21 protein-coding genes and 1 pseudogene are annotated in these 26,595 nt (G+C 64.5%); 7 read left to right on the top strand and 15 right to left on the bottom strand.

Annotation, left to right across the window (positions count from 1 at the left end):
* Positions 1 to 52 precede the first annotated feature (52 nt).
* The 10 genes from FJ694_RS14600 to FJ694_RS14560 all read right to left on the bottom strand — a co-directional run bounded on the left by FJ694_RS14600 (position 53) and on the right by FJ694_RS14560 (position 15,523).
* Positions 53 to 760 carry a hypothetical protein gene (locus FJ694_RS14600; protein WP_157267974.1) on the bottom strand — a complete coding sequence of 236 codons (708 nt, stop codon included), beginning with the start codon at positions 758 to 760 and terminating at the stop codon, positions 53 to 55.
* Positions 738 to 7,007: an ATP-binding protein gene (locus FJ694_RS14595; protein ID WP_157267973.1), complete on the bottom strand. Its 6,270-nt coding sequence runs from the start codon at positions 7,005 to 7,007 to the stop codon at positions 738 to 740. The genes FJ694_RS14600 and FJ694_RS14595 overlap by 23 nt, the downstream gene beginning before the upstream one ends.
* Before the next feature lie 122 nt (positions 7,008 to 7,129).
* Positions 7,130 to 8,164 carry an IS630 family transposase gene (locus FJ694_RS14590; RefSeq protein WP_157267972.1) on the bottom strand — a complete coding sequence of 345 codons (1,035 nt, stop codon included), beginning with the start codon at positions 8,162 to 8,164 and terminating at the stop codon, positions 7,130 to 7,132.
* Positions 8,165 to 8,466: 302 nt separating this feature from the next.
* Positions 8,467 to 10,050, bottom strand: coding sequence for an IS66 family transposase (gene tnpC, locus FJ694_RS14585; RefSeq protein WP_157268006.1), 1,584 nt, complete (start codon positions 10,048 to 10,050; stop codon positions 8,467 to 8,469).
* 189 nt (positions 10,051 to 10,239) lie between these two features.
* The gene (gene tnpB / locus FJ694_RS14580; RefSeq protein ID WP_157267971.1) at positions 10,240 to 10,578 is read right to left on the bottom strand and encodes an IS66 family insertion sequence element accessory protein TnpB; all 339 of its coding nucleotides are present in this window, start codon (positions 10,576 to 10,578) and stop codon (positions 10,240 to 10,242) included.
* Positions 10,575 to 10,994 (bottom strand): IS66-like element accessory protein TnpA, encoded by a 420-nt coding sequence (tnpA, locus tag FJ694_RS37610; protein ID WP_157267970.1) that lies wholly within the window; start codon positions 10,992 to 10,994, stop codon positions 10,575 to 10,577. The genes tnpB and tnpA overlap by 4 nt, the downstream gene beginning before the upstream one ends.
* 169 nt (positions 10,995 to 11,163) lie before the next feature.
* Positions 11,164 to 11,676 (bottom strand): transposase, encoded by a 513-nt coding sequence (locus FJ694_RS36710; RefSeq protein WP_232540036.1) that lies wholly within the window; start codon positions 11,674 to 11,676, stop codon positions 11,164 to 11,166.
* Positions 11,576 to 12,181, bottom strand: a complete 606-nt coding sequence (locus FJ694_RS36705) for a winged helix-turn-helix domain-containing protein (protein WP_198320839.1) — start codon at positions 12,179 to 12,181, stop codon at positions 11,576 to 11,578. The genes FJ694_RS36710 and FJ694_RS36705 overlap by 101 nt, the downstream gene beginning before the upstream one ends.
* Before the next feature lie 48 nt (positions 12,182 to 12,229).
* Positions 12,230 to 13,903: an IS1182 family transposase gene (locus FJ694_RS14565; RefSeq protein WP_157267969.1), complete on the bottom strand. Its 1,674-nt coding sequence runs from the start codon at positions 13,901 to 13,903 to the stop codon at positions 12,230 to 12,232.
* A gap of 60 nt (positions 13,904 to 13,963) precedes the next feature.
* The gene (locus FJ694_RS14560) at positions 13,964 to 15,523 is read right to left on the bottom strand and encodes a DUF4158 domain-containing protein (protein ID WP_157267968.1); all 1,560 of its coding nucleotides are present in this window, start codon (positions 15,521 to 15,523) and stop codon (positions 13,964 to 13,966) included.
* A gap of 150 nt (positions 15,524 to 15,673) precedes the next feature.
* On the opposite strand from FJ694_RS14560, the pseudogene FJ694_RS37930 reads away from it, so the two are divergent.
* A pseudogene (locus FJ694_RS37930) lies at positions 15,674 to 15,808 on the top strand (IS630 family transposase); the annotation flags it as partial.
* Positions 15,809 to 15,897: 89 nt separating this feature from the next.
* Here FJ694_RS37930 and FJ694_RS14555 read toward each other — a convergent pair.
* Positions 15,898 to 16,977, bottom strand: coding sequence for a tartrate dehydrogenase (locus FJ694_RS14555; protein ID WP_157267967.1), 1,080 nt, complete (start codon positions 16,975 to 16,977; stop codon positions 15,898 to 15,900).
* 109 nt (positions 16,978 to 17,086) lie between these two features.
* Here FJ694_RS14555 and FJ694_RS14550 point away from each other — a divergent pair, with 109 nt between their 5' ends.
* Complete coding sequence (locus FJ694_RS14550) at positions 17,087 to 18,010, top strand: LysR substrate-binding domain-containing protein (RefSeq protein ID WP_310735043.1); 924 nt, start codon at positions 17,087 to 17,089, stop codon at positions 18,008 to 18,010.
* Positions 18,011 to 18,269: 259 nt separating this feature from the next.
* Here the strand turns inward: FJ694_RS14550 and FJ694_RS14545 are convergent, their stop codons facing one another.
* Entirely contained in the window at positions 18,270 to 19,187 is a 918-nt protein-coding gene (locus FJ694_RS14545; protein ID WP_157267965.1) for a LysR family transcriptional regulator, read from the bottom strand.
* A gap of 244 nt (positions 19,188 to 19,431) precedes the next feature.
* Between FJ694_RS14545 and FJ694_RS14540 the strand changes: the two genes are divergently transcribed.
* The 5 genes from FJ694_RS14540 to FJ694_RS14520 are packed head-to-tail and all read left to right on the top strand — an operon-like array spanning position 19,432 to position 24,798.
* The gene (locus FJ694_RS14540) at positions 19,432 to 20,517 is read left to right on the top strand and encodes an alanine racemase (RefSeq protein WP_157268005.1); all 1,086 of its coding nucleotides are present in this window, start codon (positions 19,432 to 19,434) and stop codon (positions 20,515 to 20,517) included.
* 14 nt (positions 20,518 to 20,531) lie between these two features.
* Positions 20,532 to 20,951, top strand: coding sequence for a RidA family protein (locus tag FJ694_RS14535; RefSeq protein ID WP_232540035.1), 420 nt, complete (start codon positions 20,532 to 20,534; stop codon positions 20,949 to 20,951).
* On the top strand, positions 20,948 to 21,820 hold the full coding sequence (locus FJ694_RS14530; protein WP_157267963.1) for a GNAT family N-acetyltransferase: 873 nt from the start codon (positions 20,948 to 20,950) through the stop codon (positions 21,818 to 21,820). Before FJ694_RS14535 ends, FJ694_RS14530 begins: the two co-directional genes overlap by 4 nt.
* Positions 21,821 to 21,863: 43 nt before the next feature.
* The gene (locus FJ694_RS14525) at positions 21,864 to 23,141 is read left to right on the top strand and encodes an NAD(P)/FAD-dependent oxidoreductase (protein WP_157267962.1); all 1,278 of its coding nucleotides are present in this window, start codon (positions 21,864 to 21,866) and stop codon (positions 23,139 to 23,141) included.
* 37 nt (positions 23,142 to 23,178) lie between these two features.
* Positions 23,179 to 24,798, top strand: coding sequence for an ABC transporter substrate-binding protein (locus tag FJ694_RS14520; RefSeq protein ID WP_157267961.1), 1,620 nt, complete (start codon positions 23,179 to 23,181; stop codon positions 24,796 to 24,798).
* Positions 24,799 to 24,916: 118 nt separating this feature from the next.
* Here FJ694_RS14520 and FJ694_RS14515 read toward each other — a convergent pair whose 3' ends face one another.
* The 3 genes from FJ694_RS14515 to FJ694_RS14510 form a co-directional block, all read right to left on the bottom strand.
* Entirely contained in the window at positions 24,917 to 25,405 is a 489-nt protein-coding gene (locus tag FJ694_RS14515; protein ID WP_198320838.1) for an SLC13 family permease, read from the bottom strand.
* A 9-nt stretch (positions 25,406 to 25,414) separates the two neighbouring features.
* The gene (locus FJ694_RS37605) at positions 25,415 to 25,543 is read right to left on the bottom strand and encodes a hypothetical protein (RefSeq protein ID WP_259373165.1); all 129 of its coding nucleotides are present in this window, start codon (positions 25,541 to 25,543) and stop codon (positions 25,415 to 25,417) included.
* A 527-nt stretch (positions 25,544 to 26,070) separates the two neighbouring features.
* The gene (locus tag FJ694_RS14510; RefSeq protein WP_157267960.1) at positions 26,071 to 26,580 is read right to left on the bottom strand and encodes an Lrp/AsnC family transcriptional regulator; all 510 of its coding nucleotides are present in this window, start codon (positions 26,578 to 26,580) and stop codon (positions 26,071 to 26,073) included.
* Positions 26,581 to 26,595 lie beyond the last annotated feature (15 nt).

Genomic DNA, 26,595 nt, shown 5'->3' with positions numbered 1-26,595 from the left:
CTTCTTCAGCCTGTGGCGTCACGGGCATCAACGAGAAGGTCACCGAGTCCGACTACAAGTCCTTATCTGCCGGCCGTGCTGCAGGATGTGGGTCGGGGTCGGCGGTGCAACTGCTACGTAAGTCAGCTGCCACCTGCATGGCCGCAGCGGCAAAAGCCTCCAAGCGCGCTGCGTCTGCCCGCGCAGCGTCATCGCGCTGCTGGCTCGCGGCTTGCTCGCCTCGATGCTGCCCAAGCAGTTCGATGAGCTGCAGCTCGAAAGTCACTTGCATCTCGGCGCCCAGCGCCTCGTTCAAAGCACGCTTGAAGTCCCCGTCGTCAGTGACCTCCGCTGCTGCCTGATGCAGAGCGAAGCGGATGACGTCCCTTGCCGTGCGGTCGGCTTGCATCGCGAAGTCCAGCCAGCCCGAGCGGCTCTCGCCTTTCTCGTTTGCAGCAAGACCGAGCACGCGAGCCGCATATCGAAAGCGGTGCTCGCCTGGTTGCAAGGACTCAATGGTCTGTGCCAGCGGCAGCAAGTCAGCCAGCGCGTTAACGCCAGCGGGCGCGGTGTAGCGGTGTTGCCAGAGTCGAACAATTTCGCGCGCGCAGGCCTCCTGCGCCGCCGGTCGCTGGTCGGGACTGGCCGCCTCCACTGCTTGCATGCGTTCAGCAATGAGGTGGGCCATCCAGTCTGATATCAGGTCTTCGTCGCTGGATAGCGTTTTAACCAAGCGCTTGCCGAGCGCAAGCAGGGCCTCAGAGCGTTCTAATTTTTCCATCGTGCGTCAGCATGTAGTAGCGCGCGTACGGCCAGGGGTAAGGCTCGACCTCGTCACGCTTGGCTGCATCGTCGGTCGGGTTTCGGCGTACATCGATGCTGATGATGAGGCATTGGCCGGGCCGGGCCGCCAGAAGTGCATCGATGAGGTTGCCGTCGGCTGCGAGCCGATAACCGGGCACAGCGGTTTGCTCCCGGCCATGTCCGACCATACGAGTCCATGACTCCGAGCGAAGCACACCCCCATTGGGGGCCGTCCACGTGCGCTCGTCGGCACTGAGCGTCAGTCCCACTGCTTGGCAAATGGCCTCGTCAGGCTCAGCACGCGGATAGCGCAGGCCCTGGCCCCAGGGGTCGCGCTCATCAATGCAAACGTTGCTGTCTTTGTGTGCGATCCAGCCATCCAAGCGCAGCAGCCGCTGCTCGCCATGCAAACGGCCGGTGTCGTCAGAAGAAGGCAGGAATGGGCGGTAGGTCGCCGTCTGTAGTGCGGCAATGAGTGCGGGCGCGACAGACTCATCGGTCAACGCGCTTCGCACGGTAACGTCTTCTTGGTCGCCACGCTCGCCAAAGCTCCAGTGGCCCCACAGCACCCACTTGCGCTGATCAGTCAGCAGCTGGCGGTCCAAGTGCTCGGGCGTCACGCTCCAATACCACTGGCTGTCCGAGTAGCCCGGAAGCTTGGGAGACCACACGAAAGGCGGGTCGCGAAGGTCGCTCACCCACATGCCGTTGGGGCGAGTCAAGCCATAGTTCCCCAGCCAGTCAACGAACTCGTTGTCACGGCTGTCTTTGCGATGGACGACCGAGCGCTCGCGCAGCAGGTCAGCCGCGACCATGAACATGGCATGGTAAGAGTGGTATGTCTGCAGATTGTCTGCCGTGGGCATCGTGCCGTGACGATGGTGGGTATCCATGCTGTCGCGGCTGAATACGCCCCGGTTGTAGCGCGCGTCGTCCTCCCAGGTCAAGCTGTGCGCCCCCATGCGAGTTTGATTGGCCTCGCGAACGCGCCGCTCCACGGAGCGCTGGGAGATGTTGAAGGCGTTGCCAAGCGGAGAGAACCAGTGCGGACCGATGTCGATGCCGAAGTAGAACTTGTCTTTGACGGCCTTGGGCTCGTCGCTCGGCTCGTCGTGCGGTGGGCCGGCGTACCCCTCGACCAGCAATTCAGGCTGCATTGGCTTGTTCACATCACACAAGGCTTGCTCCTCTTCAGCGCTCGCGGCTGATCCTGCAGCAAGGAGTGCCTGCGCTGCGAACCCCCTCAGCAGCACATGGTCGCAGGCCAGTTCCTGGCGCAAAAGAGCCACGCATGCTGGTGTCAGCCGATGCACCTCCAGCGCCGCGCGGGCTAAGCCGATGGCAAGCCACAGCCGGGCGTGCCACTCGTAGAACTTCAAGCGACTGTCGGCAAAGGGACCGGCGGCTCGCGCATTGGCAAAACCAGCGAGCTCGTCAAGCAGTTCGTTCCACTCAAGCTCCGCCACGCACCTGACCGCGTGCGCGAACTGCCAGCGCTCGGCCCACCGGGGCGAGCCCAGACCCGACCAGATGTGTCCGGCAAGAGCGCGAAGTGGTTCGGCCGGCGGCACAAGCGACGCACTCCAAGGACCATCGCCCTTGTCGTCGACCAGCGTTTCTTGCAGCAGGTTCAGGCCGTACTCCAAGGCTTGTGCTGCTTGCTCGGGCGTGAGCTTGGCCGAAAGACTCTCAAGGAGCTGAAACAGTTCTGGCGAATCCGCACGCTCGACATAGTCAACATACCCGCTCAGCACTGCGTCTACGATTTCTACGTTGTCAACAATCCTTTCGTTTTCGAGCTCCTTTAAGGGCAGGAACGGCCAGCGCGAGCGCTGCGAGATTCGAGAAGGCTCACGTACGCATACCTGCAAGAGCGCCTGCTTGAGCGCCTGGCGCACCGACACCAGCCTGCGCATGCTGCTCGGTATTGCTGAAAGAGTGCTGCGCAGCATGTAGATGTCAAAGTTACCCCAGCTGCTGATGGCTTTGACGAGCGCGGCCTTGCCCGAAGGCGAGCTCTGCAACGCCTCAGCCAAGAAATCTTCGAATCTCAAGTCTTTGCAAATAGCGCGCGCTTTCTGGTATGCCTCCTTTAAGGCCACAGCGTCGTCGGTCTTGACGCCTGCCAAACAGGTCTTCCAGTCTGCGGGGCTGTCTTCGCTGCGGACAGCTGGCTCACTGGCTGCCGTGCTTGACGCGGTGAACGAGCCCGGGATTTCTGAGACGCTGCTAACTGACTCGGCCTCAGGCGTGTTCGCAACGAGCCGCTCGATGTCGAGCAGGTCCACGCCCAGCTCACGGCCAAGCGCCTCGAACTTCTGCCACTGGGCCTTGCTTGCACCCAGCACGCGCACGTACCGGTAGCACACTGTGAGCAAGCGCTGCTGCTCCAAGTCGCTTTGGGCGGTGGCCAAGGCGTCGTCCAATGCCACCTCATGGAGCCACTGCGCTTCGATGCCCTGCAAAGCCACGAGCGCCTTTGGTGGTAGCTGCCGCTGATCGACGAGTGCCTCGATGGTCATTGCAAGCACGCGCTCGTAGGAGCCGAAGCCGCGGTCACGCCAGCGACTTGTGATGGCTAGTGCAGACGAGGGGCACAGCCTGCACAGTGATTGCAGTGTCGCCCCCCAGTCAAAATGATCTTCGGAGTACGAGTAGGTCAGTTCGGCAGCCTGGGAATACTTGTATGCGAGCTCAGGCTGAGATGAGCCAGGTACTCCGGCGCGAGCTGCAAGCACCGTCAGCGCGCTCCAGCGACTGAGGTTTTCCTCTCCAATGCGGCTTGCAATCTCGACTGCGCGGTCGAGGTATGCGGATGCCTCTTGCTTGTCAATGGGCAAGACCGCTCGCGCGAGCTGCATGTACTGAGTGACCCGCTCCTCAGCGTGCACTTCGATCAAGCCCTCGATGCGCTCGTACGCCTGACAGGCAAGCTCCAGCGCGAGGCCATGGTGGTCGGCTTTGTGCGCGCACGCTCTGCACAGTTCAGTGAGCGTTTGCGGCGACAACCCACTACGGACTTTCTCGAACCACACGCGATAGCGCTGCCAATGCGTGTCGCCTGCGGCGGCCGTGTCGCGCAGCGCCTCCAGCCATACGAGCGCGGCTGCTCCGTTCAAAAAGTCGCGCAACCCCGTGCGGTACGAGTCGGCGCCCGACAACAACGCAAGCGCATCTTCGGCTCCTGAAGTGAAGGCATCAGGTAAGGCGTCGCAAATACAGGCTGCCCACAACTTGTACCAGGGCCAGATGGCGCCCACATCACTGCAAAACTGCTCAGCTTCCCTGTTATGGTGCAGTGCCTTGCCTTCGGCGCTGATGTGCTCTGCCACGCTAGGCCGGGCTAAGTCCCGCAGAGTGAGATTGGCGCTCGCGAGCCGGTCGTACAGGGCGTACGCTTTGAGCAGCGGCGCATTAACCCTGCCAAAGCGCTCAACCAGCCCATAGGGAGGCTGTGCAGGCAAGAACTTCTTGACGACGGCAGCCCACATGGACTGCTGTAGGGGAAGGACGCGCCTTGCGATGACAATCGTTGAGCTTACGGCGTCGACCAAACTTCCATGGCTGTCCCAGGGCTCATCGAGTTCGAGCTTGACGTGAGGGCTGCTGAGCAAGCGAAGCAGACGCGCAAGAGGTAACTCAGGCAGCGAGTGGCCGACTTTTGCGCTTTCCAAAGCTAGCGCCAGCATCAGCCAAATGTTGTTGCCAGCGGCCGTAAACAGCGCATCGACCCCCGCATGGTTGAGTTGGTCGAAGAGCCGACTGGCGGCCTTCTTGCCCGCCTCGAACGCGATAGAGCGAGGTGTCCATCCCCTGAGAAAGCGCGCGGCATCCTCGGCGCCTCGCACGCTGAGGATGGCCAAGGTGAACACTGCACAGTCGTCACGCGTCACATCGCCGCCGTGTCGGTCCCCCTCAGACCGCCGTCTCGCCCAGGCGTTGAGCCAATCCCTGGCCAGACGCAAACGGCTTCTTGCATCGCCGTGCAGTTCGGCGTGGCCGGCCAACAAGCAGGCGTAGTAGAGCTGATTTGAACCCAGCCAAGTCGATGTGAACGTACGGCGCGACACCATCTCCTCGATGCGCGACACGGAGAGCACCTGCGCTGCGATGTCGGTGTTGTCCTGCAGGAGTTGGTTCTGACGGGTCTCGGCGGCCGACTCACCGCCTGCGCGCAAAGCGAGCTTGGCCGCATCAACGTATCGGCCTGCTTTCAAGCACGCCTTGAGCGCGAAGGTCAGCCGTTGCAGCTCTACGTCCCTGCGCTCCAACGGGTTGTCGCGCGGTAGTCCGTCATCGGAAAGCGCAAGAGCCGCCAGCTCATCGAGCTGCCCGGCGTCGAGCAGCATTGATGGCAGCACCGACGCGGCGTAGCCGCTCTCGCTTGCCAGTGGTCTCAAGCGCGCAAGCAGCTGCTCCATCTGGCCGGCGCTAGGCTTGAACGTTTCTTGGAACCACGTCTCCGACGGCTCGTCGAGGAAGTGCAGGCTTTCGCCCTTGACCAGGAGCGGGCGGCCCAAGGCAGTGGCAAAGCTTCGAATGGCAGACTGCGGACACTGAGAGACCGCTGACAGCACCGACATCGGCACCAGAGGGCGCAGGACCGCGAGGCATTGGCACAGGATGTCGACCTGCTGCGCCTCGACGGTTCCAACCTCATCCTTCAGCCTCTTGACGGCCTTATCAAGCAGGTGGTGCAAGGTCTTGCTAACTGTCGTGGGCGTTGGTCCCAGCTCGCGCAGCATCTCCCGCAAAGACAGCTTCTGCGCCAGTGCGAAAGCCTGAACCCGCGGGTTGTGGCTGCTGAAGACTGCGAACTCATCGACCTCACCCTCCGTTGCATCGGGGTAGGACTGGCGCAGGTGTCTTGCAGTTTCAGCTCGTGAAAACGGCCTCAGCTCCACCTGCGGCGCATCAGGCCCTGCGTCGAGCATCTCAATCCGGTGAGTGCGCGCGGTGAATACCAAGCGGACCCCATCGGGCACGTCCATTCGAATGAGGTCGCGAACGAAGGACAGCTCGTTGCGCTCACGGGCAGCCATGACCGCGTTGTCAGCGGCGTCGATGATGATGCACAGCACTGCCCGCTCATCATTGGCGCGCAGCAGCCGTGCAGCCTGCTCGATGCGAGCAGCAAACGCTCTCATGAGCAACTTGACATCCGGGTGACTGGTGGGGATGAGGGGAAAGCACAGCCCCTTGGCGGCAAGCTCGTTGGCGATTTGTACAAGCGCGTCAACGTGCTGGTGGCGCCGCTTATCAGGGCGCCGGTACGAGCCGTCGCCAAAGCAGTCGTAGACCAAGGACGTCGAGCTAGGCCCCAGCGAACTGGCCAGCTGGCGTGCCACGACGGACTTGCCAACACCACCGTCGGCATGGAGGACGAGCGCAGAGCGGGAATCCAAGATGGTCTGCAGCAGCTCTTCGTGCTGTTCCCGGCGGAACTCGCCAGGAGCCGAAGCAGCCTCGTACGGGGCAGGGAAAAGATGCGGCTCGGTGACCTTGAAGGCGCTCAGCACGTCGTGGCGCCGCACCGTCGGGTTGAGCATGCCCTCCGACGTCGCGCGCCGCTGAATGAGCTCCTTGATCTGCCCGGCAGCGTCAGCGTCGGGGTCGGACAAGAAGACGTTCGTGCTAAGCGACAGCAAGTTACGCTGGTCCCATAGCCCCGGCTGACCTGCCTGGACCCGCAAGAGCGAGAAGAAGCCGGGGATGTCGTTCGACTTCTCGGCGTAGCCCGTCAGCAACGCGCCAATCCGTTGGTCGCGAACAGTGCCGTTGCGGGCAAGGTCGTCTATCGTCTGCACCACCTCGGGCGCCACCGGCCGGTTGGTCAAGAAAGTGAAGCTCAACTTCTCCTTGACGAGCGCAGCCGGGTGTAGTTCGCAGAACTTGCTGAAGCGCTTGGAGAAGGCTTCTATCGTCTCTTTTAAGCCGCTGGCAGTCCACGGCTCGTTCGGGTTCTTCGTGGAATGCTTGAGCTGAAAATACTCCACCGCGCTTGCCTGAGCCAACGCCTCGTGCTCAAAGTACAAGCCGACGTCGATGACTTCTTCGCCCAGCTCGACCGCTTGGCCATTCGCCTCTTCCGGTGACGCGCCTTCAATACTAACGGCAACCAGCTGCGATTTCGGGTCGAGAAGTCGCAGGCATTGCCTGGCGGCCCAGTAGTAGTGGAACTGGTCACCGTCCCGGCTGTAGCGGACAGAGTCTGAGTACGACATTTCGTGGAGCTCTCTACAGCGGCTGCATGCCGCATTGCAATTTGAGCACTGCTACCGGCGGCATTTCTTGCAGCGTGCGTTTGCCGCCAGCTTACTATTGAGCCGGCATCAATGAACTTGAATCAGGCGGCATAGCGAACCGGCTCGTGCTCGAAGTAGCTGCGGATGCGGTGGGGCTGGCGCTGCACGCTACGCAGGTGCTGCGCGGTGGCCTTGACCAGTTGCAGCTTCGTGCGCGCCGGCGCCAGCTTCGTGACCGCCTGCTTCAGATCCGCGTTGGCCATCTCGTCGGGATTGAGCTCGGGGCTGTAGCTTGGCAAGTAAAACACCTCAATGGCCTCGTGATGTTTGGCCAGCCATGCTTTGACGGCCTTGGCGTGGTGCACCCGCAGGTTGTCCAGGATGAGGAAGATCTTCTTGGACGCGCCCTTGACGAGCCGGCGCAGGAAGTCGATGAGGATGGCGGCGTTGAGCGCGCCATCGAAGATCTTCCAGCGCATCTGGCCGCGGTTGGTGACGGTGGAGATGACCGACAGGCCATGGCGCTTGTTGTTGACGCGCACCACCGGCGTTTGCCCCTTGGGAGCAAAGCCGCGCCCACGCACGTCGTCACTGCGCAGCCCGCTTTCGTCACCCCAGTGGATCTCGACGCCTTCGACCTTGGCGCGCGTGGCGATGACGGGGTAGTCCTCTTCAAGCCACTTGCGTACGGCCGCGGGCGACTGCTCGTAGGCCTTCTTCATGGGCTTTTGAGGCGTGAAGCCCCAGCGCGAGAGGTACAGCCCCATCGTGCGCACCGGCAGTCGGACGCCAAAGCGCTGCTCGATGAGCTGTGCCACCGCCTGGCGCGTCCACAGTGCGTAGACCATCTTCAACTGGTCCGGCGTCTTGTCGGCGATCAGCCGCTGCACCTCGTCCTCCTGGCTGGCGTCGAGCCGGCGATGCTCGCCGACCTTGCGGCCGCCCTCGGCGTCGTGCAGTCCCTCGGCACCCTTGGCCTCATGGCGCTTGCAGATGTCGAACACGCCTGTGCGGCTCAGGCCCGTGAGCGCTGCAATCTCGTCGTAGGTGTGCTGGGCCTGGCGCAGCCGGATTACCTGCGCGCGCCTCTCGTGCCGCGCCTCGCGCGACAGCGATCTCATGTCCGTTGCTTCCATCACAGCGGGATCATGGCGCGTCAAGATTTCAAGAACATTACTGCCGCCTCAATAATAGGCCATGGCGGCCATCGTCAAAGCCAACGAGTTGACCCACTCGGAACTCAAAACAGGTCCAAAAGTAACTGGAATCATTGCTTCCAGAGCCGCCTGTGGGCTGGGCCTTTCACAGCGAAACTGCGAATGCGTTGCGACAGCTTGGCGTATGCATCGCAAGTCTGCGGAGAGGTCGGATCAGCAGTTCCAGTGTTAGCGTCCGGCGGCACCACGGTTGACGAAGGGCCGGAAGGCCAGCAAGGTACTCAGCCTTCGGGCGTAGGGCTCCAGCGATGCGGCAGCAGCTCTTCAAGGCGGCTGTTGAGGTGGGTCGGCAGCCGGGCGAGCACGTCGCGCAGGTAGGCCCATGGGTTGTGACCGTTGAGCTTGGCTGACTGCACCAGGCTCATGACCATGGCAGCCCGCCTGCCGGCGAGCTCGCTGCCGCAGAAGAGCCACGCCTTGCGGCCCATGGCCCAGCAGCGCATCTGCTGCTCCAGGTGGTTGTTGTCCAGCGGCACGGCGCCGTCGTGCAAGTTGCGCGTGAGCTCTTCCCAGTTCTTGAGGCTGTAGTCGATGGCTGCTGCCGTGGTGCTGCCGTCGGCCACCCGTCGGCGCTGCAGCTTCAACCACACCAGCAACTCGTCCCACAGCGGACGCGCCAGGGCCTGGCGCACCGCCAGCCGCTCATCGGCGGCCAAGCTGCCCAGCTCGGCCTCAACACGGTAGATGCGGGCGATGCGCTCGATGGCCTGCACCGCCACGTCGCTGGCCCCGGCCTTGGCCAGCTCGTCGAACTTGCGGCGTGCGTGCACGAGGCACGCCGCCGATCTTCTATCGGGGTACGCCTTGGGGTCCAGCGCCTGGTCGTAGCCGGCGTATCGGTCACACACCAGCGTGCCTTGCCACGAGCTTGGCTTGTCGGCGTCGGGCCCCGTTGGCGGGTCGGCCGTGCTGGCCAGGAACGCTACCGGGTACTGGCCGCCACGGCCCAGGCAGAAGTCGTAGACGACACCGCGCTGCGCATCGAGGGCACCACGGGCATAGGCCCAGATGTACGTCTTCTTGGTCTTGCCCGCGCCCGGGTCGAGCATCGCTACAGGCGTCTCGTCGGCGTGCAGCACGGCGCAGCTCAGTACGAAGCGCTTGAGCAGTTCGTACAGCGGCTCCAGTGCCGCGCCACCCTGGCCGGACCACGACGCCAGCGTCGAGCGCGGCGTGTGCACCCGCGAGCGCGCGTTGATGGTCTCCAGCCGGTAGTACGGCAGGTGGTCCACGAAGCGGCTGATCATCGTGTGCGCCACCAGGCCGCTAGCGGCCATGCCGCCATCGATGATCTCCGGCTCGGCCGGCTCCTGCACCAGGCGCTCGCAGCAGCGGCATGCCCACTTGCCGTAGACGTGGCGGTGCACGAAGAACTCAGCCGGCACGATGTCGAGCTTCTCGCTGACGTCTTCGCCCACGCGCGTCATGGGGCGGCCGCAGCCCGGCGTCGGGCAGTGGGTGTCTGCGGGCTCGTGGCGGTGCTCGACGCGGCGCAGGTGTTCGGGCAGAGCCTGGCGGCGAGGACGACGTGGCGGCGGCTTCGGCGACTCCGGTGTCTGCGGCATCGCGGCGCGCAGAGCTGCCAGCTGGGCTTCGAGGGCGGCCTCGTCTTCGGCCATCGTGTCCTCGAACATTTGACGCTGCTGGGCGTCCATCGCCTCGGTCTTGGCACCGAAGCGCCAGCGCTTGAGGCGCGCGAGCTCGAAGTTGACCTTCTCGATCTTCGCGTCGCGCCAGGCGATGTCGCGCGCCTGGCGTTGGATCTGCTGGTCCTTGAGCTCGAGCTGCTGGTCCTTGAGCGCCATCTCGCGGGCCTGGCTCTCGATGTGCTGCAGCATCTGCTGCGCGAGCTGGCCAAGCGCCTCGGGCGTAAGGCCCTGAAGATCCTTGGCGGTGAGGTCGCGCATGCCCGGCATCATGCCGCCCCGGCGGCATGGCAATCCATTGGCGGATATGCCGTTGCCAGCGCGCCGCGGCCCCCTGCGCGGCGCAAGCTACACGCAGCTGATCACGCTCATCTCCGGCAGCCGTTGCCAGGGCAGCCCCAGCACCAGGGCGTCGAACTGCGCTTGCGTCAATGCCAGGCGTTGGCTGGAGTCAGCGGCACGCGGCCAGTCGAAGCGCCCGCGGTTGAGCCGTCGCGCTGCGCACCACACCCCGAAGCCGTCGTGCACGAGCAGCTTGACGCGGTTGGAACGGGCATTGGCGAAGAGGTAGCCGTGGTGGGCTCGTGCCTCGCCGTGGACCATCACGACGTAGGCCATGAGCCGCTCGGCGCCGGCGCGCATGTCCACCGGCTGCGGGCACAGCCAGAGGCTGTCGATACGGATCACCGCAGGATCTCGCGCAGCCACGCCGCGAACTGTGCAGCAGCCTGCATGGGCCAGCGCACGTTCACCGTAACGGCTCCGCGGCGCAGCTCGATGTGAATCTCCTGCGGCGCTTCAGCTTGCGGCGCCGACGCCGGCGCCGCGCTCTGTGCCTGCACGGGCGGCGGCAGCTCTACGGGAATGAACACCGGCGCGGTATTGATCACCGGGCTGGCCTCGGTGCTGAGAGCTGCCATTGGCGCCGCGACCGCAGCTGCCGGCGCACCCCGGCCACGCCGCCATTGGTGCACCAGGTTGGCATTGAGGCCATGGGCCTGGGCCACGGCAGCCACTGACGCGCCAGGCTCATCGCAGGCGGCCATGACTGCTGCCTTGAACTCGGCGCTATGGCGCCGCCGCGGATTCGACCTTGAGTACATAGATGTCCATCTAACGATTGATGGACGTCATCGTTGGCTTCTGGCCCCAGCTACTCAAGGTGGGAGGGCTGGCCGCTTACGTTCCAGTACCGTGTACCGGCAACTAATGGCTTGACTCTTTACATAGAGTTCGGTGTGCTGCGTTACTTACTGATCGGCGCGTTGAGATCTAAACAAGACCAGCATGTGCAATGCAGGCCCGGATGACGCGAGGCTTTTGTCGAAGTCGTTGGCAGGCACCGCGCAGCTTTCTACGGATCTCTGCGAGGCTGGCGCAGCAGACGTTGCGCAGCTCGACGTGCTTCAGATGCCGCCAGATTCCTTCTTGAGGGTCGAGTTCGGGCGCGTAGCCGGGGAAGCGTTCGAGGTGCAGCCTGTCGCCGGCTTCCTCATGCAAGAACTGCTTGACGGCGCGGCTGCGATGGATCGGCGCGCCATCCCACAGCACGAGCAGCTTGCCTGGTACATGACGCAGCAGGTGGCGGCAGAAGACAATGACTTCCACCTCCGTGATGGCGTGCTCATGAACTTGGAAGTACAGCCGCTCATCCTGAGCCACGGCGCCGATGACGGACAAATGGTCACGCGTCAGTCGGTGGTGCAGCACCGGCGTGTGGGCTACAGGCGCGTAGGTCCGCACGACCGCCGGCAGCAAATAAAAGCCGCTCTCGTCGACGAACACCACCTTGCGGCTCTCTTGCTGCGCCTGATTTTTTTATGGCCGGCCAGCGCTCCTGGCACCATTGCTCGATGGCTTCTTCGTCACGCTGCGTTGCCCGCAGGGCAGGCTTTTGAGGACTGCGTTTCCACGACTGAAGCAGCTTGCTCACATGCCCAGGGTGGTAATGCACGCCGAGCTTGCGCTCGATGAGCGCCGCTACGCGCTTGCGTGTCCATACCTCGCCGATGAACCCGTGCGCTGGGGCTCCTTCGTCGAGCCAGGCCAGAACCTTGGCCTGCTGTTCGGCCGAGAGCTTGCTTGCCGCCCCAGGTGCACTGCGCTTATGCAGGGCCGTGACGCCGCCACCTTCGCGAGCGCGGCGCATCCACTGCGATACCGCCCCCGGCGTGACGCCCAGTGCCTCGGCGACCTGCGCCTGTGTCCAGCCAGCCTCGTGCAATTCCCAGGCACGCAGTCGTCGGCCTTCGCGCCAGTCGACGGCTCGACTTGAAAGCAGTTGTCCCATGCCGGCCTCCTCGAAAAGCCTGATGGAGTTGAGCAATTTACGCGCCGATCAGTAGGATCCGGCAAAGGCAGTGAACAGGCGCTGGAACGCGGTCGGGAGCACGCCGGCTTTCGGTTCACCCGTGACCCAGCGCAGTAGGCGGCCGACGTTGATTGCCGCAGCTGTCATGAGATGGGCCAGATGTGTCTTGGCTTGGCCGATGTAGCGGGTGCGACGAACCGAGTGGCTGCGGACCGCCTCCGAGATGGTGCCTTCGATACCGGACCGCCACGCATGCTCGCTGGCATAGGCGGCGTGCTTTTCCTGCTCGCGTCGCTCAGTCAGAAGCTCACGCTGCCCTTGAGGTCTTATCGTGATCTGCCGTTGCGGAGGCATCGAACTGGTACATCGTGCATGCATAGCACACTGGCCGCAATCGTGGCGCGACCAGCGAATCTTGACGATGGGCTTGCCGAACGGGTTGGCTGTCGGTTTCCAATAGATGCTGTCCTTGCCAGCCGGGCAGACGGCACGGTGATTGTCGTAGTCGATGTGGAAGTCACTGGCTGCGAAGCCGTTTCGTTCTTTGGCTTGCCGTTCGTTGTCGCTGCGGGTCGGTCCAATGAGCTCCACCTGGTAGAGCTCTCGGGACTGCTGGAACAGCGCCGAGTTCACGTACGCGGCATCAGCGACGTGGACACCTGGCAGTACGCCGCGCTTTTGCAAGGCAGCATGGATGTCAGGTGTCACGTTGGCGTCGTACACGGTGGCAGCGGTCGTCTCAACGTTCGTGATCAGGTTCGGCGCGGCGCTGTCACAGGTCTCGGTCAGATGAACCTTGTAGCCGGTCCACACGGTCTTGCCTTTGCTGCAGCGGCGCGCCTGCGTATCGTGAGGCGAGCATATGAAGAGGCCAGCCCGAGGAATGTTGTCCCTGGAGCGCCAGGCAACGCGTTCTCCTTCTGCCGTGCGCACGATCATAAAGTTCTGCACCCATACCTGGCGCAGGGCCTCCAAGGCCGGTAAATGGCGCAAGTCCGCGGGGGCCTCTGGAGAGTTCAAGGCAATGAGCAGTGCCATGCCGTCTTCGCCAATCTGAGCGGCCCACGCGAGGCGCTTGGCTTCACTCCTGGGCACCCGCAGTTCGCCGGTGGGCAGCGCATAGCGGTCTACCCACGCCGGCGTAACGTGCTGGCATAGCCAGTCTGGGTCTGTTCGGGCAAGGGCGTCGAGCGCATGCCGCACCGTCTCGGTCACGAGGTCGAATCGCGTCAAGGCCTGGACGTTGGCCAGCACGTTGGTAGAGTCGCTGCGCTGCCGCCCGCCACCGTGCAACAGCTCGCGATCCCGTGCTATTGCCAGAACCGCCTCGAACACCCGATGCTCCGCGTCGTGGGCAAGCAGCCGTGCGCGGAATTCGCTGAGCACGGTGTGGTCGAACCCTGAGTCTGTCAACTCCAGGCACAGCAGGTACTTCCAATCAATGCGGGTTCGGACAGCGTCTGCTGCTTGGCGATCAGTAAGCCCCTCCATGAACTGCAGCAGCGTCACGAGCGCGAGCCGTGCAGGCGACTCCGCTGGCTGACCGCGGATGGGGAACAGATCCGCGAAGTCTTCGTCAGCCACGGCCAACTGCAGCACGTCGAGCATGTACATGACCGCGTTGCCTTCGGGGTAGATCGACCGCGCCACTCGGGCCGTCTCCTTGGGAACGGCGCTTCTGCGCCGGGCAAGCATGGACATCACCTGCCTCCTGGAACTTGCCGCGCACCCGGGCGCCACCATCACCGCCACGCCGCACGGTCAGAGGCCGAACTGTGCGCCTGCTGCCCCGAATTCGCCACCGGGATCATTCTTTAAGTGGACACGATCCTTAACGCTCGATGCGTCCTCATCAACACGGGATCGCCGCGCGCTTACGAGCATCTGGTCGCGCTCGCGAAAACTCAGCGAGTGATCTACCCAGACCGAGCCGCGGCGCACGCTCTTGCGCAGCGCCATCATCGTGCTGGCCTCGAAGGCACGCCAGGCAGCCTTGGGGTCGACGCCATGGACGAGCGGATTCCACGCCGGGCCTACGTCGGGCAGCGCGGAGCCTGAAGGCAGGCTGCCGGCACTGCGTTGTTGCAGCTCTCGCCATGCCTGCCACTGGACGATGCCGGCGTCCTTGGGTTGGCCCTGGAAGTCCAGGTCCTCAAGAACTGTCAGGCAGGCATGCACCCGCTGCGAGTCCTGTGCCAGCACCGCCCGCACGTGGAAGGCGAATGACCGTTCGGCTTCAGCGCTGCCGTCGATGCCGGCGAGCAAGCGCTGCGCTTCCAGCACGCGCTGCTGCCAATCCTTCGTTTCGTCGTGGAGCACGCCCTTGAGCTGCACGGCCTGCTTCAACAGGTCGACAGCTTCGTGGCCGCGCTGGGCTTGGGCACGCTCGACCGCGGCGCGCAGCAGTTGCTGGCTGCGCCGGCCTGCCTGCTGCAGCGCCGTGTCGGTGAGTTCCAGCAGCACCACGCGCAGGAAGCACACGAGCTCAACCAGCTGGAGCTTGGTGCGGATCTCGCGCGACTTGACCGGGCGGCGCCCCCGGATTTGGCGCGCATAGGCCTGTTGCCTGGCGAGCACCACATCCGACAGGTCCCACTCATGGGCACCCAGGGACTTCAGGTAGCGAACCTTCTCCACGGTCTGCGCCAGCGTCGTGGGGCTGTGCTTCTTTGGCGGCGTCTTCAGCCACTCAAGGTGCGTGGCGTCCCCCGGCGGCCGCAGGGTGTGGACCGCATGGATCAGCTGCTTGCCGCGAGCGCCGGGAACGGCCCTCGCCACGCACGCCACGATCTGATCCTCGCCTTGCCAGAACGCGGCACGGGCCCACTCCAGCAGCCGAAACGACGACGGGATGAGGATGCGGCGCGCAAACAGCCACTGCTTGGCCGCTTCGATGAGGTCATCGGTGTGCGGTGCATCCTGGGCCTGCAGCTTCAGCGCGGCCGTCAGCTCATGTTCGTCTGCCGGAGCAATCTCGGACAGGCCAAGGTAGTCCTTGGCCCAGCGCTGATGAGCGGAATGCGTCTGGCGCCGCCGGTAGATGGCCCTCAGGCTGGCAATGGACGGCGCGGAGACACTGACCGCGTCCGCCGCGTAGCGCAGCAGGTTGCGCGGGATGACCGTAAAGCCGTCTAGTGTCCGACCGGCGACCCGCATGAACAGCACCATCAGCGCTGCCGCCAGCCGGTGCTCGTCGCGGAATTGCTCCTGCAGCGCCTTGATGTCGTCCCGGGAAAGCTGGAAGAAGTGGTCGAGGTCGAAATCGCTCAGCCGTGCAGGCAGGCTGCTTTGTCCGACGAAGCGGTGAGCGAACGCTGACATGGCCGCCTCGGGGGAGCGCAAGGGGAGCTGACTCCACGCAGCAATCGGCCGTCAGCGCGACCGGACTGCCCTCGATGCGGGTACAGAACCAGGGGGCGCGCCTGCTGCTGGGCAAAGCGCACCAAAATTGCGAATTAGTACGAGACCCCCGTCACGAAGCTGGCGCCGGCGCGCACGAAGCTGCAACTGGTCAAGGCCACCGCGCAACGCCTGCGCAGCGTGCAGCGCCAGCCCGACCGCATCCGCAGCTACTTCGAGCACGAGCCGGTTCGCTATGCCGCCTGATTCAAGTTCATTAGTGCCGGCTCAATAAAGGAGCTCACATTGATTGACGCGCCGCAACGGCCGCTGCCGCTCTGATCAGCTGCTGATGATCAGATCAGTGCCGCAATCGCCTGCCCCATCTCTGTCGTGCTAGCGCTGCCGCCCAGGTCACGCGTGCGCGGACCCTCGCGCAGTACGGTTTCGATGGCCTTAACGATCGCGTCGTGCGCCTGGCGCCCCGCGCCCTGACCATGGGTCAGGAAGTCCAGCATCAGCGCGCCCGACCAAACCATGGCTACGGGGTTTGCGATGTTCTGACCAAAGATGTCCGGCGCCGAGCCGTGCACGGGCTCGAACAGGGAGGGGAAGCGGCGCTCGGGGTCGAGGTTGGCCGAGGGCGCCAGGCCGATGGTGCCGGTGCAGGCCGGGCCCAGGTCCGACAGGATGTCGCCAAACAGGTTGCTCGCCACCACCACGTCGAATCGGTCTGGCTGAAGCACGAAGCGGGCGCTGAGGATGTCGATGTGCTGCTTGTCTGCCTGCACTTCGGGATAGTTGCGGCCCATCTCGTCGGCGCGCTCGTCCCACCAGGGCATGCTCACCGCGATGCCGTTACTCTTAGTGGCCACGGTGAGCTTCTTGCGCGGGCGCGACTGCGCCAGCTCGAAGGCGAATTTCAGGACGCGCTCGGTGCCGTGGCGCGAGAACACCGACTCCTGGATCACGATCTCGCGCTCGGTGCCCTCGTAGATGCGCCCGCCCAGGTTCGTGTACTCGCCTTCCGTGTTCTCGCGCACCACGAAGAAGTCGATGTCGCCGGCTTGGCGCCCGGCCAGCGGGCAAGGCACGCCCTCAAAGAGGCGCACCGGGCGCAGGTTGATGTACTGGTCGAACTCGCGGCGGAACTTCAGCAGCGAGCCCCACAGCGACACGTGGTCGGGCACGGTGGAGGGCCAGCCCACGGCGCCGAAGAAGATTGCATCCATGCCCTTGAGTTGCGCCTTCCAGTCGTCCGGCATCATTTTTCCGTGAGCCTGGTAATAGTCGCAGCTCGCCCAGTCGATGTGCGTGACCTCCACCGTGAGGCCAAAACGCTTTGCTGCAGCCTGCACCACACGCAGGCCTTCAGGCATGACTTCCTTGCCAATCCCGTCGCCGGGAATTGCGGCGATTCGATACGTCGTGCTCATGTCCGATCTCCTCGAATGACACGAGGAATGGTAAAAGTTCACGCCGTATTTACAATGCTTTGTACTGTGAACTGATCATGCACAAAACGTGAGCAATAGTGCGCCTGACTTGGAAGACCTGCGCGTGTTCAGCCTGGTTGTGCGCAAGTCCAGCTTCGTTGCCGCGTCCGACGAACTCGGAGCATCGCCCGCCTATGTCAGCAAGCGGGTGCGGGTGCTCGAAGAAACACTGGGAGCACGGCTCCTTCACCGCACGACGCGCCGTGTAGCACTGACGGAAGAAGGCGAACGGGTTCACCGCTGGGCGCAGCGCATCCTTGACGATATTGACCAGCTCGTACAGGAGGTTGGTGGCACGCCGGCACAGGTTCGCGGGTCTTTGCGTGTATGCAGCAGCTTCGGTTTCGGGCGGCAGCAAGTAGCGCCGGCGCTGGGGGCACTGGCCGAACGCCACCCGCGTTTGCAAGTGCGGTTGGAACTCTTCGATCGACTCATCGACATCGGTGCCGAGGGCTTTGACTTGGATGTGCGTGTGGGTGACGAGATCGCACCGCATATGATCGCGCGCCGCCTGGCGGCCAATCACCGGGTGCTCTGTGCTGCGCCCAGCTACTTGGCGCGCAAGGGTGAACCGCGCTCACTGGACGATCTGCGTGGACATGACTGCCTGGCTATCAAGGAGCGGGATCACCCCTTCGGCGTATGGCGCCTTCAATGCGATGGGCGCGAACAGGTTGTCAAGGTGTCAGGGCCGCTGTCGAGCAACCATGGCGAAGTTGCACTGCGTTGGGCGCTGGATGGCCGAGGCATCGTGCTTCGATCGATGTGGGAAGTGGCGCCACTGTTAGCCGCAGGCGTTCTGGTACCCGTGCTTCCTGAGTGGGTCCAGGTGGCCAATGTATGGGCGGTGTACCCGACACGCCTGGAACGTTCGAACAACCTCCGAGTGGCGGTCGAGTTCCTGCTGCAGTGGTTCCGCACATCCGGAGCTGCGGATGGAAACTGGCAGACTGCAGGACCCACTGGTCCATGAGCATTGCTGTTTGAAAGCGTGCGCCATGGCAAGCGAAACATGTCGTTTTCCTGACCCTGGCTGACCTTGTCCCTGCAAATAGGCGCGAGCTGCGGTTCCTTATGCCTGCAATGCATCGGCAAGGTTGATGCACCATGCGAGAAAAACGTTGCTGACACATCTAGATTGTGTCGACCATTTTCGGCTCTTGATCTTGCCGATCGATCACGTGCGTCGCACCGAGGGAAGTAGCTGCAAGAACCGTGGTCCCACCCCGGCGTTATCGAACTGTCTTTTGCCTCCAAGGCGGTGGCGCAAGGGATTGACGCAACATGGCCAGAAAGGCCGTGGTGCGGGCACTTCGCCCGAAGCGCGTGCCAAGCATGGCGACCACATCGGCCGCAGGAACTTCCCAGCTTGGGAGCACGCGCTTGAGACGACCGGCTGCGAGGTCGGCAGCGACATTCCACTCCGAGCGGATCGCGACACCGTGCCCTGCGAGCGCCCACTCGCGCACCACCGCCCCGTCGTTGCTGCACATGGTGGGATGGATTCGGACGGTATCCGGCTCGCGGGAAGGGCGCAGGAAACGCCACAGGGTGACGTCCTCGTCGTTCTCCCTGACCACGAGACATCGATGCCGCGTCAGGTCCGAAGGCGATTGAATGGCTGCGGCGTTGGCAAGATAGTCCGGGCTGGCGCAGAGGATGCGTCGGTTCGGTGCCAGCGTGGTGACGATCTGGTTCAGCGGACCTGGCGGGCCGATGTGAATCACGACGTCGCTGCTTTCGACCAGCCGCGCGCCCGGATGGTCGGAGAGATCCAGGGTCACCGTCACGCTGGGATGGGCTTTTGCAAAGGCGTCCACCACCGGCGCTACATGAAGCCGGCCAAAGCCGTGGGGGGCGGCGACCCGCAGGTGCCCGCCGACGGCATTCTTCCGATCCGCCAAGGCCTCGGACAGCGCCTCCATCGCCTCTGCCACGATCGTCCCGTGCGATGCGACGAGGGCGCCTTCGTCAGTCAGGGTCATCTTGCGGCTGGAACGGTCGATCAACTGAATGCCGAGCCGCGCTTCCAGTGCACGCAAGCGCTGGGTGACGGCTGGCGGCGTGACGTCCAGCTTCCTTGCGGCTTCGGCGAGCGACGCGGACTTGGCCAGCACGTTGAAGAAGCGAAGGTCCTCCGAACTGATCATTTAGCGCCGCCTTAATTAACCATGCAGATTCAGTAAATTGTAGATTGCCTCCTTCCGGCGCAACATCCGGCTCATGTCATTCGCCAATACCAGATGCCGCATCCCGGGATGAGTCGTCTGGAAAGGCACTACTGGAGGCAAGACTTTGGGCCAGGCAATTTCTGTGGAGAGGGCGAAAGCCGACGAGATCGCAACGACGGTGGGAGAACTGGCGACACCTTGCCTTCTCCTCGATGTCGAGCGGATGGAGCGGAACATCGCACGCCTGCGAGCCAGGCTCGACCGTCTGGGCGTATCGTTGCGTCCCCATCTCAAGACGGCCAAATCCGTGGACGTTGCACGGCGCGTCATGACATCGCCGGCGGGTCCCGCCACTGTTTCGACGCTCAGGGAAGCAGCGCAGTTCGCGGCCGCCGGCGTGCGGGACATCATCTACGCCGTCGGCATTGCGCCGTCGAAGCTGCCGCATGTGCTCGAGTTGCGCGCCCAGGGCGCCGACCTTGCCGTGGTGCTGGACACCGTGGAGCAGGCGCAAGCTGTCGCACAGGCTTCGCGCCAGGCGGGAACGCGCATTCCGGCCCTCATCGAAATCGACTGCGATGGCCACCGCTCCGGCGTGTTGCCCACGAACGCGCAGCGTCTCGTCGAGATCGGCCGCGCCCTCGAGGCCGGTGCGGAACTGCGCGGCGTGCTGACCCATGCCGGCGGGAGCTACACCGCACGTGGGAGCGAGGCGTTGCGGCAATGCGCAGAGGCCGAACGCCGCAGCGTTGTCGAGGCCGCCACGACCCTGCGGGAGGCGGGGCTGGCCTGCCCGGTGGTCAGCGTCGGCTCTACGCCCACGGCTCACAACGCGACAGACCTCACCGGCGTGACCGAAGTACGGGCGGGCGTGTTCGTGTTCTTCGATCTTGTGATGGCCGGCATCGGTGTCTGCCAGTTCGAGGACATCGCGGTCTCGGTGCTCGCGACGGTGGTCGGACACCAGCGCGACAAGGGATGGATCCTGGTCGACGCCGGCTGGATGGCCCTGTCTCAGGACCGAGGCACCCGCAAGCAGCCGGTCGATCAAGGCTATGGGCTGGTGTGCGACGCCGCCGGCACGCCCTATGCCGACCTGATCGTTGCCGATGCCAACCAGGAGCACGGAATCATCACGGTGCGGCCGGGCTCGGACGGCGTGCTTCCAGATCTCGCCATTGGCGACCGCGTGCGGATCCTGCCGAATCACGCTTGCGCCACGACCGCCCAGCACCGGTCCTATCACGTCGTCCGGGGCAGCTCAGACAAGGTCGAAGCCGAGTGGTCGCGTTTCGGGGGCTGGCAATGAGCGATGGCCCCATCGTGACCGGCATCCTGACGCAGCGCGCACCCGCGCCGGCAGGGCACTACTCCCAAGGCATCGTCTCGCGCGGACACGTCTTCGTCTCCGGCCAGTTGCCGATCCGCCCGGATAGGCAACCGTTGGCCGACGATGGTTTCGAGGCACAGGCCAGGCAGGCGATCCAGAACATGCTGGAGGTCCTGCGCGCCGCAGGCAGCACGCCGCAACACCTCGTCAAGGTGACGGCCTACATCGTGGGCATCGACCATTGGGCCCGCTTCAACGCGGTCTATGCGTCCATGTTGCCGGAGGCGCGCCCCGCACGCAGCGTGGTTCCCGTGTCGGAATTGCACTACGGATACCTGGTTGAGATCGATGCGATCGCCGTGCACGAGCCTGGCAGCGGCACGGAAACCGACCCCGCGGGATCGCTTCAATGACCACCGCAGCGACCCAGGCCCAACGTCGGGACCAGCACGACGTGGTTCTGGTCCCGTTTGGCAGGAGGCACCTGGAAGGCGCCCTCGCGCTCTCGCAGGAGATGTCCTGGCCCTATAGGCTCGAAGACTGGGCGGTGGCGCTCGAGCTGGGTCAGGGCTTCGTGCTGGAGAGCGCCGGTGTGGTGGTCGGGACCGCGCTCTGGTGGGCCTACGGCGAGACGCAGGCTTCCGCCGGGATGATCATCGTCGCCAAGGCTGCCCAAGGCCGCGGCCTCGGTGCGCGGCTGATGGATGCGCTGCTGGCAGCGGCGCATCCGCGCACCATCACGCTGAACTCGACAGCCGACGGCCTGGTGCTTTATGAGCGGCGCGGCTTCGTCCGCATCGGCGACATCCGCCAGCACCAGGGCGTTCCCACGCAGCGCCATGAGGCGCCGCCCCCGGGCCTCGTCAGGGCGATGGCTTCATCGGATAGGGCCACCGTCAGGCGTCTGGATCAGGACGCCACGGGCTGGGCGAGAGGCCGGATGCTGGAGCGGCTCGTCCAGGCCGGTGACGGCTATGTGCTTGTGCGTGGCGGCGAGCCGCGCGGCTACGCCATTTCACGCCCATTTGGCCGCGGGCATGTCATCGGTCCCGTCGTCGCCGAGAGCCCGACCGATGCGCGCGCATTGATTGAAGCGGCGCTTGCGCGCCTCGGGCGTGTTTTCGTGCGCGTCGATACCTCTGCCATCTCGCAGCTCGGGGACTGGCTCGAAGACATCGGCCTGCAGCAGGTCGGTGACGCCACCACCATGGTCCTCGGGACGCAAGTCCCGTCGACGGGGCCGGCGCGCATGTTCGCGCTCGCCAACCAGTCGTTCAACTAGGAGACACCGAGATGCTGCGCTCGGAGATGCGAGGAACGCGGATATGAAGCTGAAATCCTACTGGCTGGACACATCGGAGCCCTTCAAGAGCGCCACAGCAGGACCGGTGCAGGGCACTTGCGATGTCGCGGTGATCGGCGGCGGGCTGACGGGCGCGTCGGCCGCGCTGGCGCTCGCAAAGAAGGGCGCGCGCGTCGTGCTCCTGGAGGCACAGACCATCGGCAACGCGGCGTCCGGCCGCAACGGCGGCATGTGCAACAACGGCTTCGCCCAGGACTACGGCTCCCTGTCGGCCAAGCTCGGCAAGGAAGTCGCCAACCGGCTGTATCGGGCCTTCGACGCCGGGGTCGACATGGTCGAGCGCCTGGTGGCGGAAGAGAAGATCGACTGCAGCTTTGCACGCGTCGGCAAGATCAAGCTCGCGGCCAAGCCCGAGCATTACGACAAGCTGGCACGCAGCCAGGAGCTGCTCGCCGCCAACGTCGATCCGGACACGGCGATGGTGAGCCGTGCCGATCTGGCCAGCGAGGTGGGGTCGGACCGCTATTACGGTGGGCTGATCTATCGCAAGGGCGCCGGCATGCATGTCGGGCGCTTCGTCCGCGGCCTGGCGGAAGCTGCGGTGCGGCGTGGTGTGGAGATCCACGAGCATGCGCCGATGACGGGCCTGCGGCCTGCCCCCGGCGGAGGCCATCTGATCGACACGCCGAAGGGCCGGGTTCGGGCCTCGCAGGTCCTGCTGGCAAGCGGGACCTCGCAGACGGGGCCGCTGGGCTGGATTCGGCGCCGGATCGTGCCGGTCGGCGCGTTCCTGATCGTCACCGAGCCCTTGCCGATGGAGATGCTCGATCGGCTGATGCCGCGGCGCCGTATGGCGGTCGATACCAAGAACTTGGTCAACTACTTCCGAACGACGCCCGACAACCGGCTGCTTTTCGGTGGACGCGCCCGTTTCGCCGTATCCAACCCGGCCTCGGATGAGAAGAGCGGCGCGATCCTGAAGGCGGCGCTGCACGACATCTTCCCCGAGCTTCGCGCCGCACGCATCGACTATTGCTGGGGCGGCATGGTGGACATGACGCGCGACCGTCTGCCACGCGCCGGCGAGCGCAACGGCATCTACTACTCCATGGGCTACAGCGGCCACGGCACCCAGATGTCCACGCTGATGGGGACGATCATGGCCGAGGTCATGGACGGACGCGCCGAGCTCAATCCGTGGAAGGACTTCGACTGGCCCGCCATCCCGGGCCACTTCGGACGTCCCTGGTTCCTGCCGCTGGTCGGCGCCTATTACCGGCTCAAGGACAAGCTGGCCTGAAGTCGATCCCGCCACCGCATTCATCGAGGAGACAACCATGAGCGAACACAAGGCTCTGCACGGCCTCATCGGGGCCGAGGAAAGCATGCGCCTGATGGGTGAGCTGAAGCGCGGCGCCCGCCGCCGCGACGTGCTGGCGATGCTGATGGCTGGCGGCACGCAGGCCACGCTGGCAGGCTCCGTCGCGACGCTGGCCACCACGGCGCATGCCCAGACGCCGCGCAAGGGCGGCCGCATCAGGGTCGCAGGTACCGCTTCGGGCGTGAACGACACGCTCGATCCTGCCAAACAATCCAACCACACCGACTACTGCCGCGGCTACATGTTCTACAACGGGCTGACGTCGCTGGACGGCGCCCTGACACCGCAGCCGTCGCTGGCCGAGGAGTTCACCACCAGGGACGCCCAGACCTGGGTGTTCAAGCTGCGCAAGGGCGTCACCTTCCACGACGGCAAGCCGCTGACGCCAGCCGACGTGGTGTTCTCGATGATGCGGCACAAGGATGCGGCGACCACATCGAGGGCCAAGGTGCTGGCCGACCAGATCGAGGCGGTGACCGCCACCGGCCCCAACGAGGTGACCTTCCGCCTGACCTCGCCCAATGCCGACCTGCCCGTGATCCTGGGAACCTACCACTTCCATATCGTCAAGGAAGGCACGACCGACTTCACGGCCGGCATCGGCACAGGTCCCTACAAGGTGAAAGAGTTCAAGCCCGGCATGCGCTCCGTCGCCGTGCGCAACGAGAACTACTGGAAGCCGAACCGCCCGTATCTGGACGAGATCGAGTTCGTGGGCATCACCGACGAGTCGGCGCGCGTCAACGCGCTGCTGTCGGGCCAGGTGGACCTGATCGGCGCGGTCGATCCGCGCTCGGTCGAACGCGTCAAGGCCACCGGCAAGCACGCGATCTTCGAGACCAAGTCGGTCTCGTACACCGACCTCATCGTGCGGCTCGACCGCAGCCCGGGCAGCAACCCGGATTTCGTACTGGCCCTGAAGCACCTGTTCGACCGCGAGCAAATGCTCAAGTCCATTCAGCTCGGCTATGGGGTGGTCGCCAACGACCAGCCCATCCCCGCGACCAGCCGCTTCCACTTCAAGGGCTTGGCGCAGCGTCCTTACGACCCCGAGAAGGCCAAGTGGCACCTTCAAAGGGCCAACCTGGGCAGCACGCCCATCCCGGTGGTGGCGTCGCCCGCTGCGACCAGTTCGGTGGAGATGGCGCTGGTGCTGCAGCAGGCGGCCCGGCAGATCGGGCTGAACCTGGATGTCAAGCGCATGCCTGCCGACGGGTACTGGTCCACGCACTGGATGAAGCACCCTGTGGGCTTCGGCAACGTCAATGCGCGCCCCAGCGCCGACCTGGCGTTCACGCTGTTCTTCAAGTCCGATGCGCCCTGGAACGAGGCGGGCTGGAAGAACGAGAAGTTCGATCAGCTGCTGGTGGCTGCGCGCGGCGAAACCGACCCGGCCAGGCGGGCCCAGATGTACGCCGACATGCAGGTGATGATCCACAACGACGGCGGCATCGGGGTCCCGATGTTCATCTCGAGCATCGACGGGCACGCCAGCAAGCTCAAGGGCCTGTCGCCGATCCCGCTCGGCGGGATGATGGCCTCCAGCTTCGCCGAACACGTCTGGCTGGAGGCGTGACGCAAGGTGTTTGTCAACGGACCGCGGCGCGGCCGCGGTCCGGCTTCGTCAGACGCGTCGCAATCAACCGATGACCAGCCCCAGTGCTCACGGCCCGATCAGCGCGGTGAACATCGGATCAGCACGACGCCCAACACGTTGAGAAGGAAACCGCCGCGCGCCATCTCGGCATGCTCACCGCCCCCGTGCCGAAGACGATCGCGTTCGGCGGCGTGCCCACGGGCAGCATGAACGCGCAGGTCGCCGCCAGCGCCGCCGGGATCAGCAGCGTCATTGGGTCCGTGCCGATGCCGAGCGCCACGCCGCCCAGGATCGGGATGAAGGTAGCCGCGGTCGCCGTGTTGCTCGTGATCTCGGTGAGGAAGAGCACGATCAGCGTGACGACGGCGATGAGCGCCACGATCGGCAGCACTCCGAGGCCCATCACCTGCTGGCCGAACCACTTGTCGAGGCCGCTGGACACCACCGAAGCCGCCAGCGACAGGCCGCCGCCGAACAGCAGCAGCACGCCCCAGGGTAGGCCTTCCTCGGCGTCCTTCCAGTCCAAAACCGCGCTGCCCGGCTTGCCGCCCGGCAGCAGGAACAGCAGCCCCGCGGTCAATGCCACGACCGTGCGTTAAACAGGCGTAGCCATGATCGCGTTCGCGAAGGGGGCGGTGCTCTCGGCCACCGTGCACGCGGTCAGCAGCAGAAACAGGATGATCGGCAGCAGCGAGATGACCGACAGCGGGACTGCCTCGGTCATCTACCAGATCGCCATCAGCGTGGCGACTGCCGCGACGACGCGCGCGTCAGCTTTGACGTGCCCAACAGCGCGTACACGAGCAGCGCCGCAGTCAACCCGCTCGCGCGCAGCATCTACACATTGCCCCTGGCGCGCGTTTGTTCTCCGACGCGCGGCTGATGCTCGAACTCGCCTTGCTCGTGAACAATGCCGCCGGCGGCTTCGCTCATAGGCCGATGCCGCAGCGTGCACTTCCATTGCGGGCACAACGAGTGATCTTGCAGGCGTAACTTCTCATTTGCTCGTCGCTGACGCGTTCGCGCGGCGTACCAGCGACGCCGCTGCTCATCCAACCGGCTCAGGAACAGGTTGTCTTGCTGGTGCAATGTGCGTGTCGGGCTGTCAGCCTGCGACGGGCACTCGGGACGCCGGCACACGTGGAGGCAAGGGCGCATCGCGGCACCTCCTGGGTGCCCGAAACACCACGGGCATTACTACGCCTTTGCCCCATCCCGAGTCAACAGTAGAGCAGTGAAGGTCGGACGACGCTAAGGAAGGTCAGGCCCCGATGTCGCTTCCGCGATGAGGCTGAGCGGATAGGCACGCTTGCCGAATGATTCGCGCAACACGATCCGGCTCGTGAACTTCTCGATGCCGATATCGGCCTGCAGCAGGCGCTCCATCAGCGCCTGAAAGCGGGCCACACTTGGCGCCACGACCTTCAGGAGATAGTCGTACCCGCCACTGACGTTGTAGCACTCGACGATTTCGCGGTGCTGAACAGCGGCTTCCTCGAACTTCCGGAAGTCGTGGCGGCGGTGGCTGCTGATGGTCACCTCGGAAAACACGGTCACGCAGCGGCCCAGTTTCTCCAGCTCGATGTCGGCACCAAAGCCGCGAATCACGCCGATCTGCTGCAGCCGCTTGGTCCGTACGAGGCACGGGGTCTGGCTCAAGCCAACGGCGTTCGCCAGCTCGACATTCGAGCAACGACCTTCAAGCTGAAGGTACGCAAGAATCTTCAGGTCGAATTTGTCGAGGGAAACGGCTGAGCACATGGTGCCTGAATGGTA

Origin of the sequence: Azohydromonas aeria (assembly GCF_009760915.1) — a bacterium.
Taxonomy (GTDB): domain Bacteria; phylum Pseudomonadota; class Gammaproteobacteria; order Burkholderiales; family Burkholderiaceae_C; genus Azohydromonas; species Azohydromonas aeria.
Note: the sequence above shows the minus strand (reverse complement) of the source record. Positions and strands in the feature narration are given on the sequence as shown.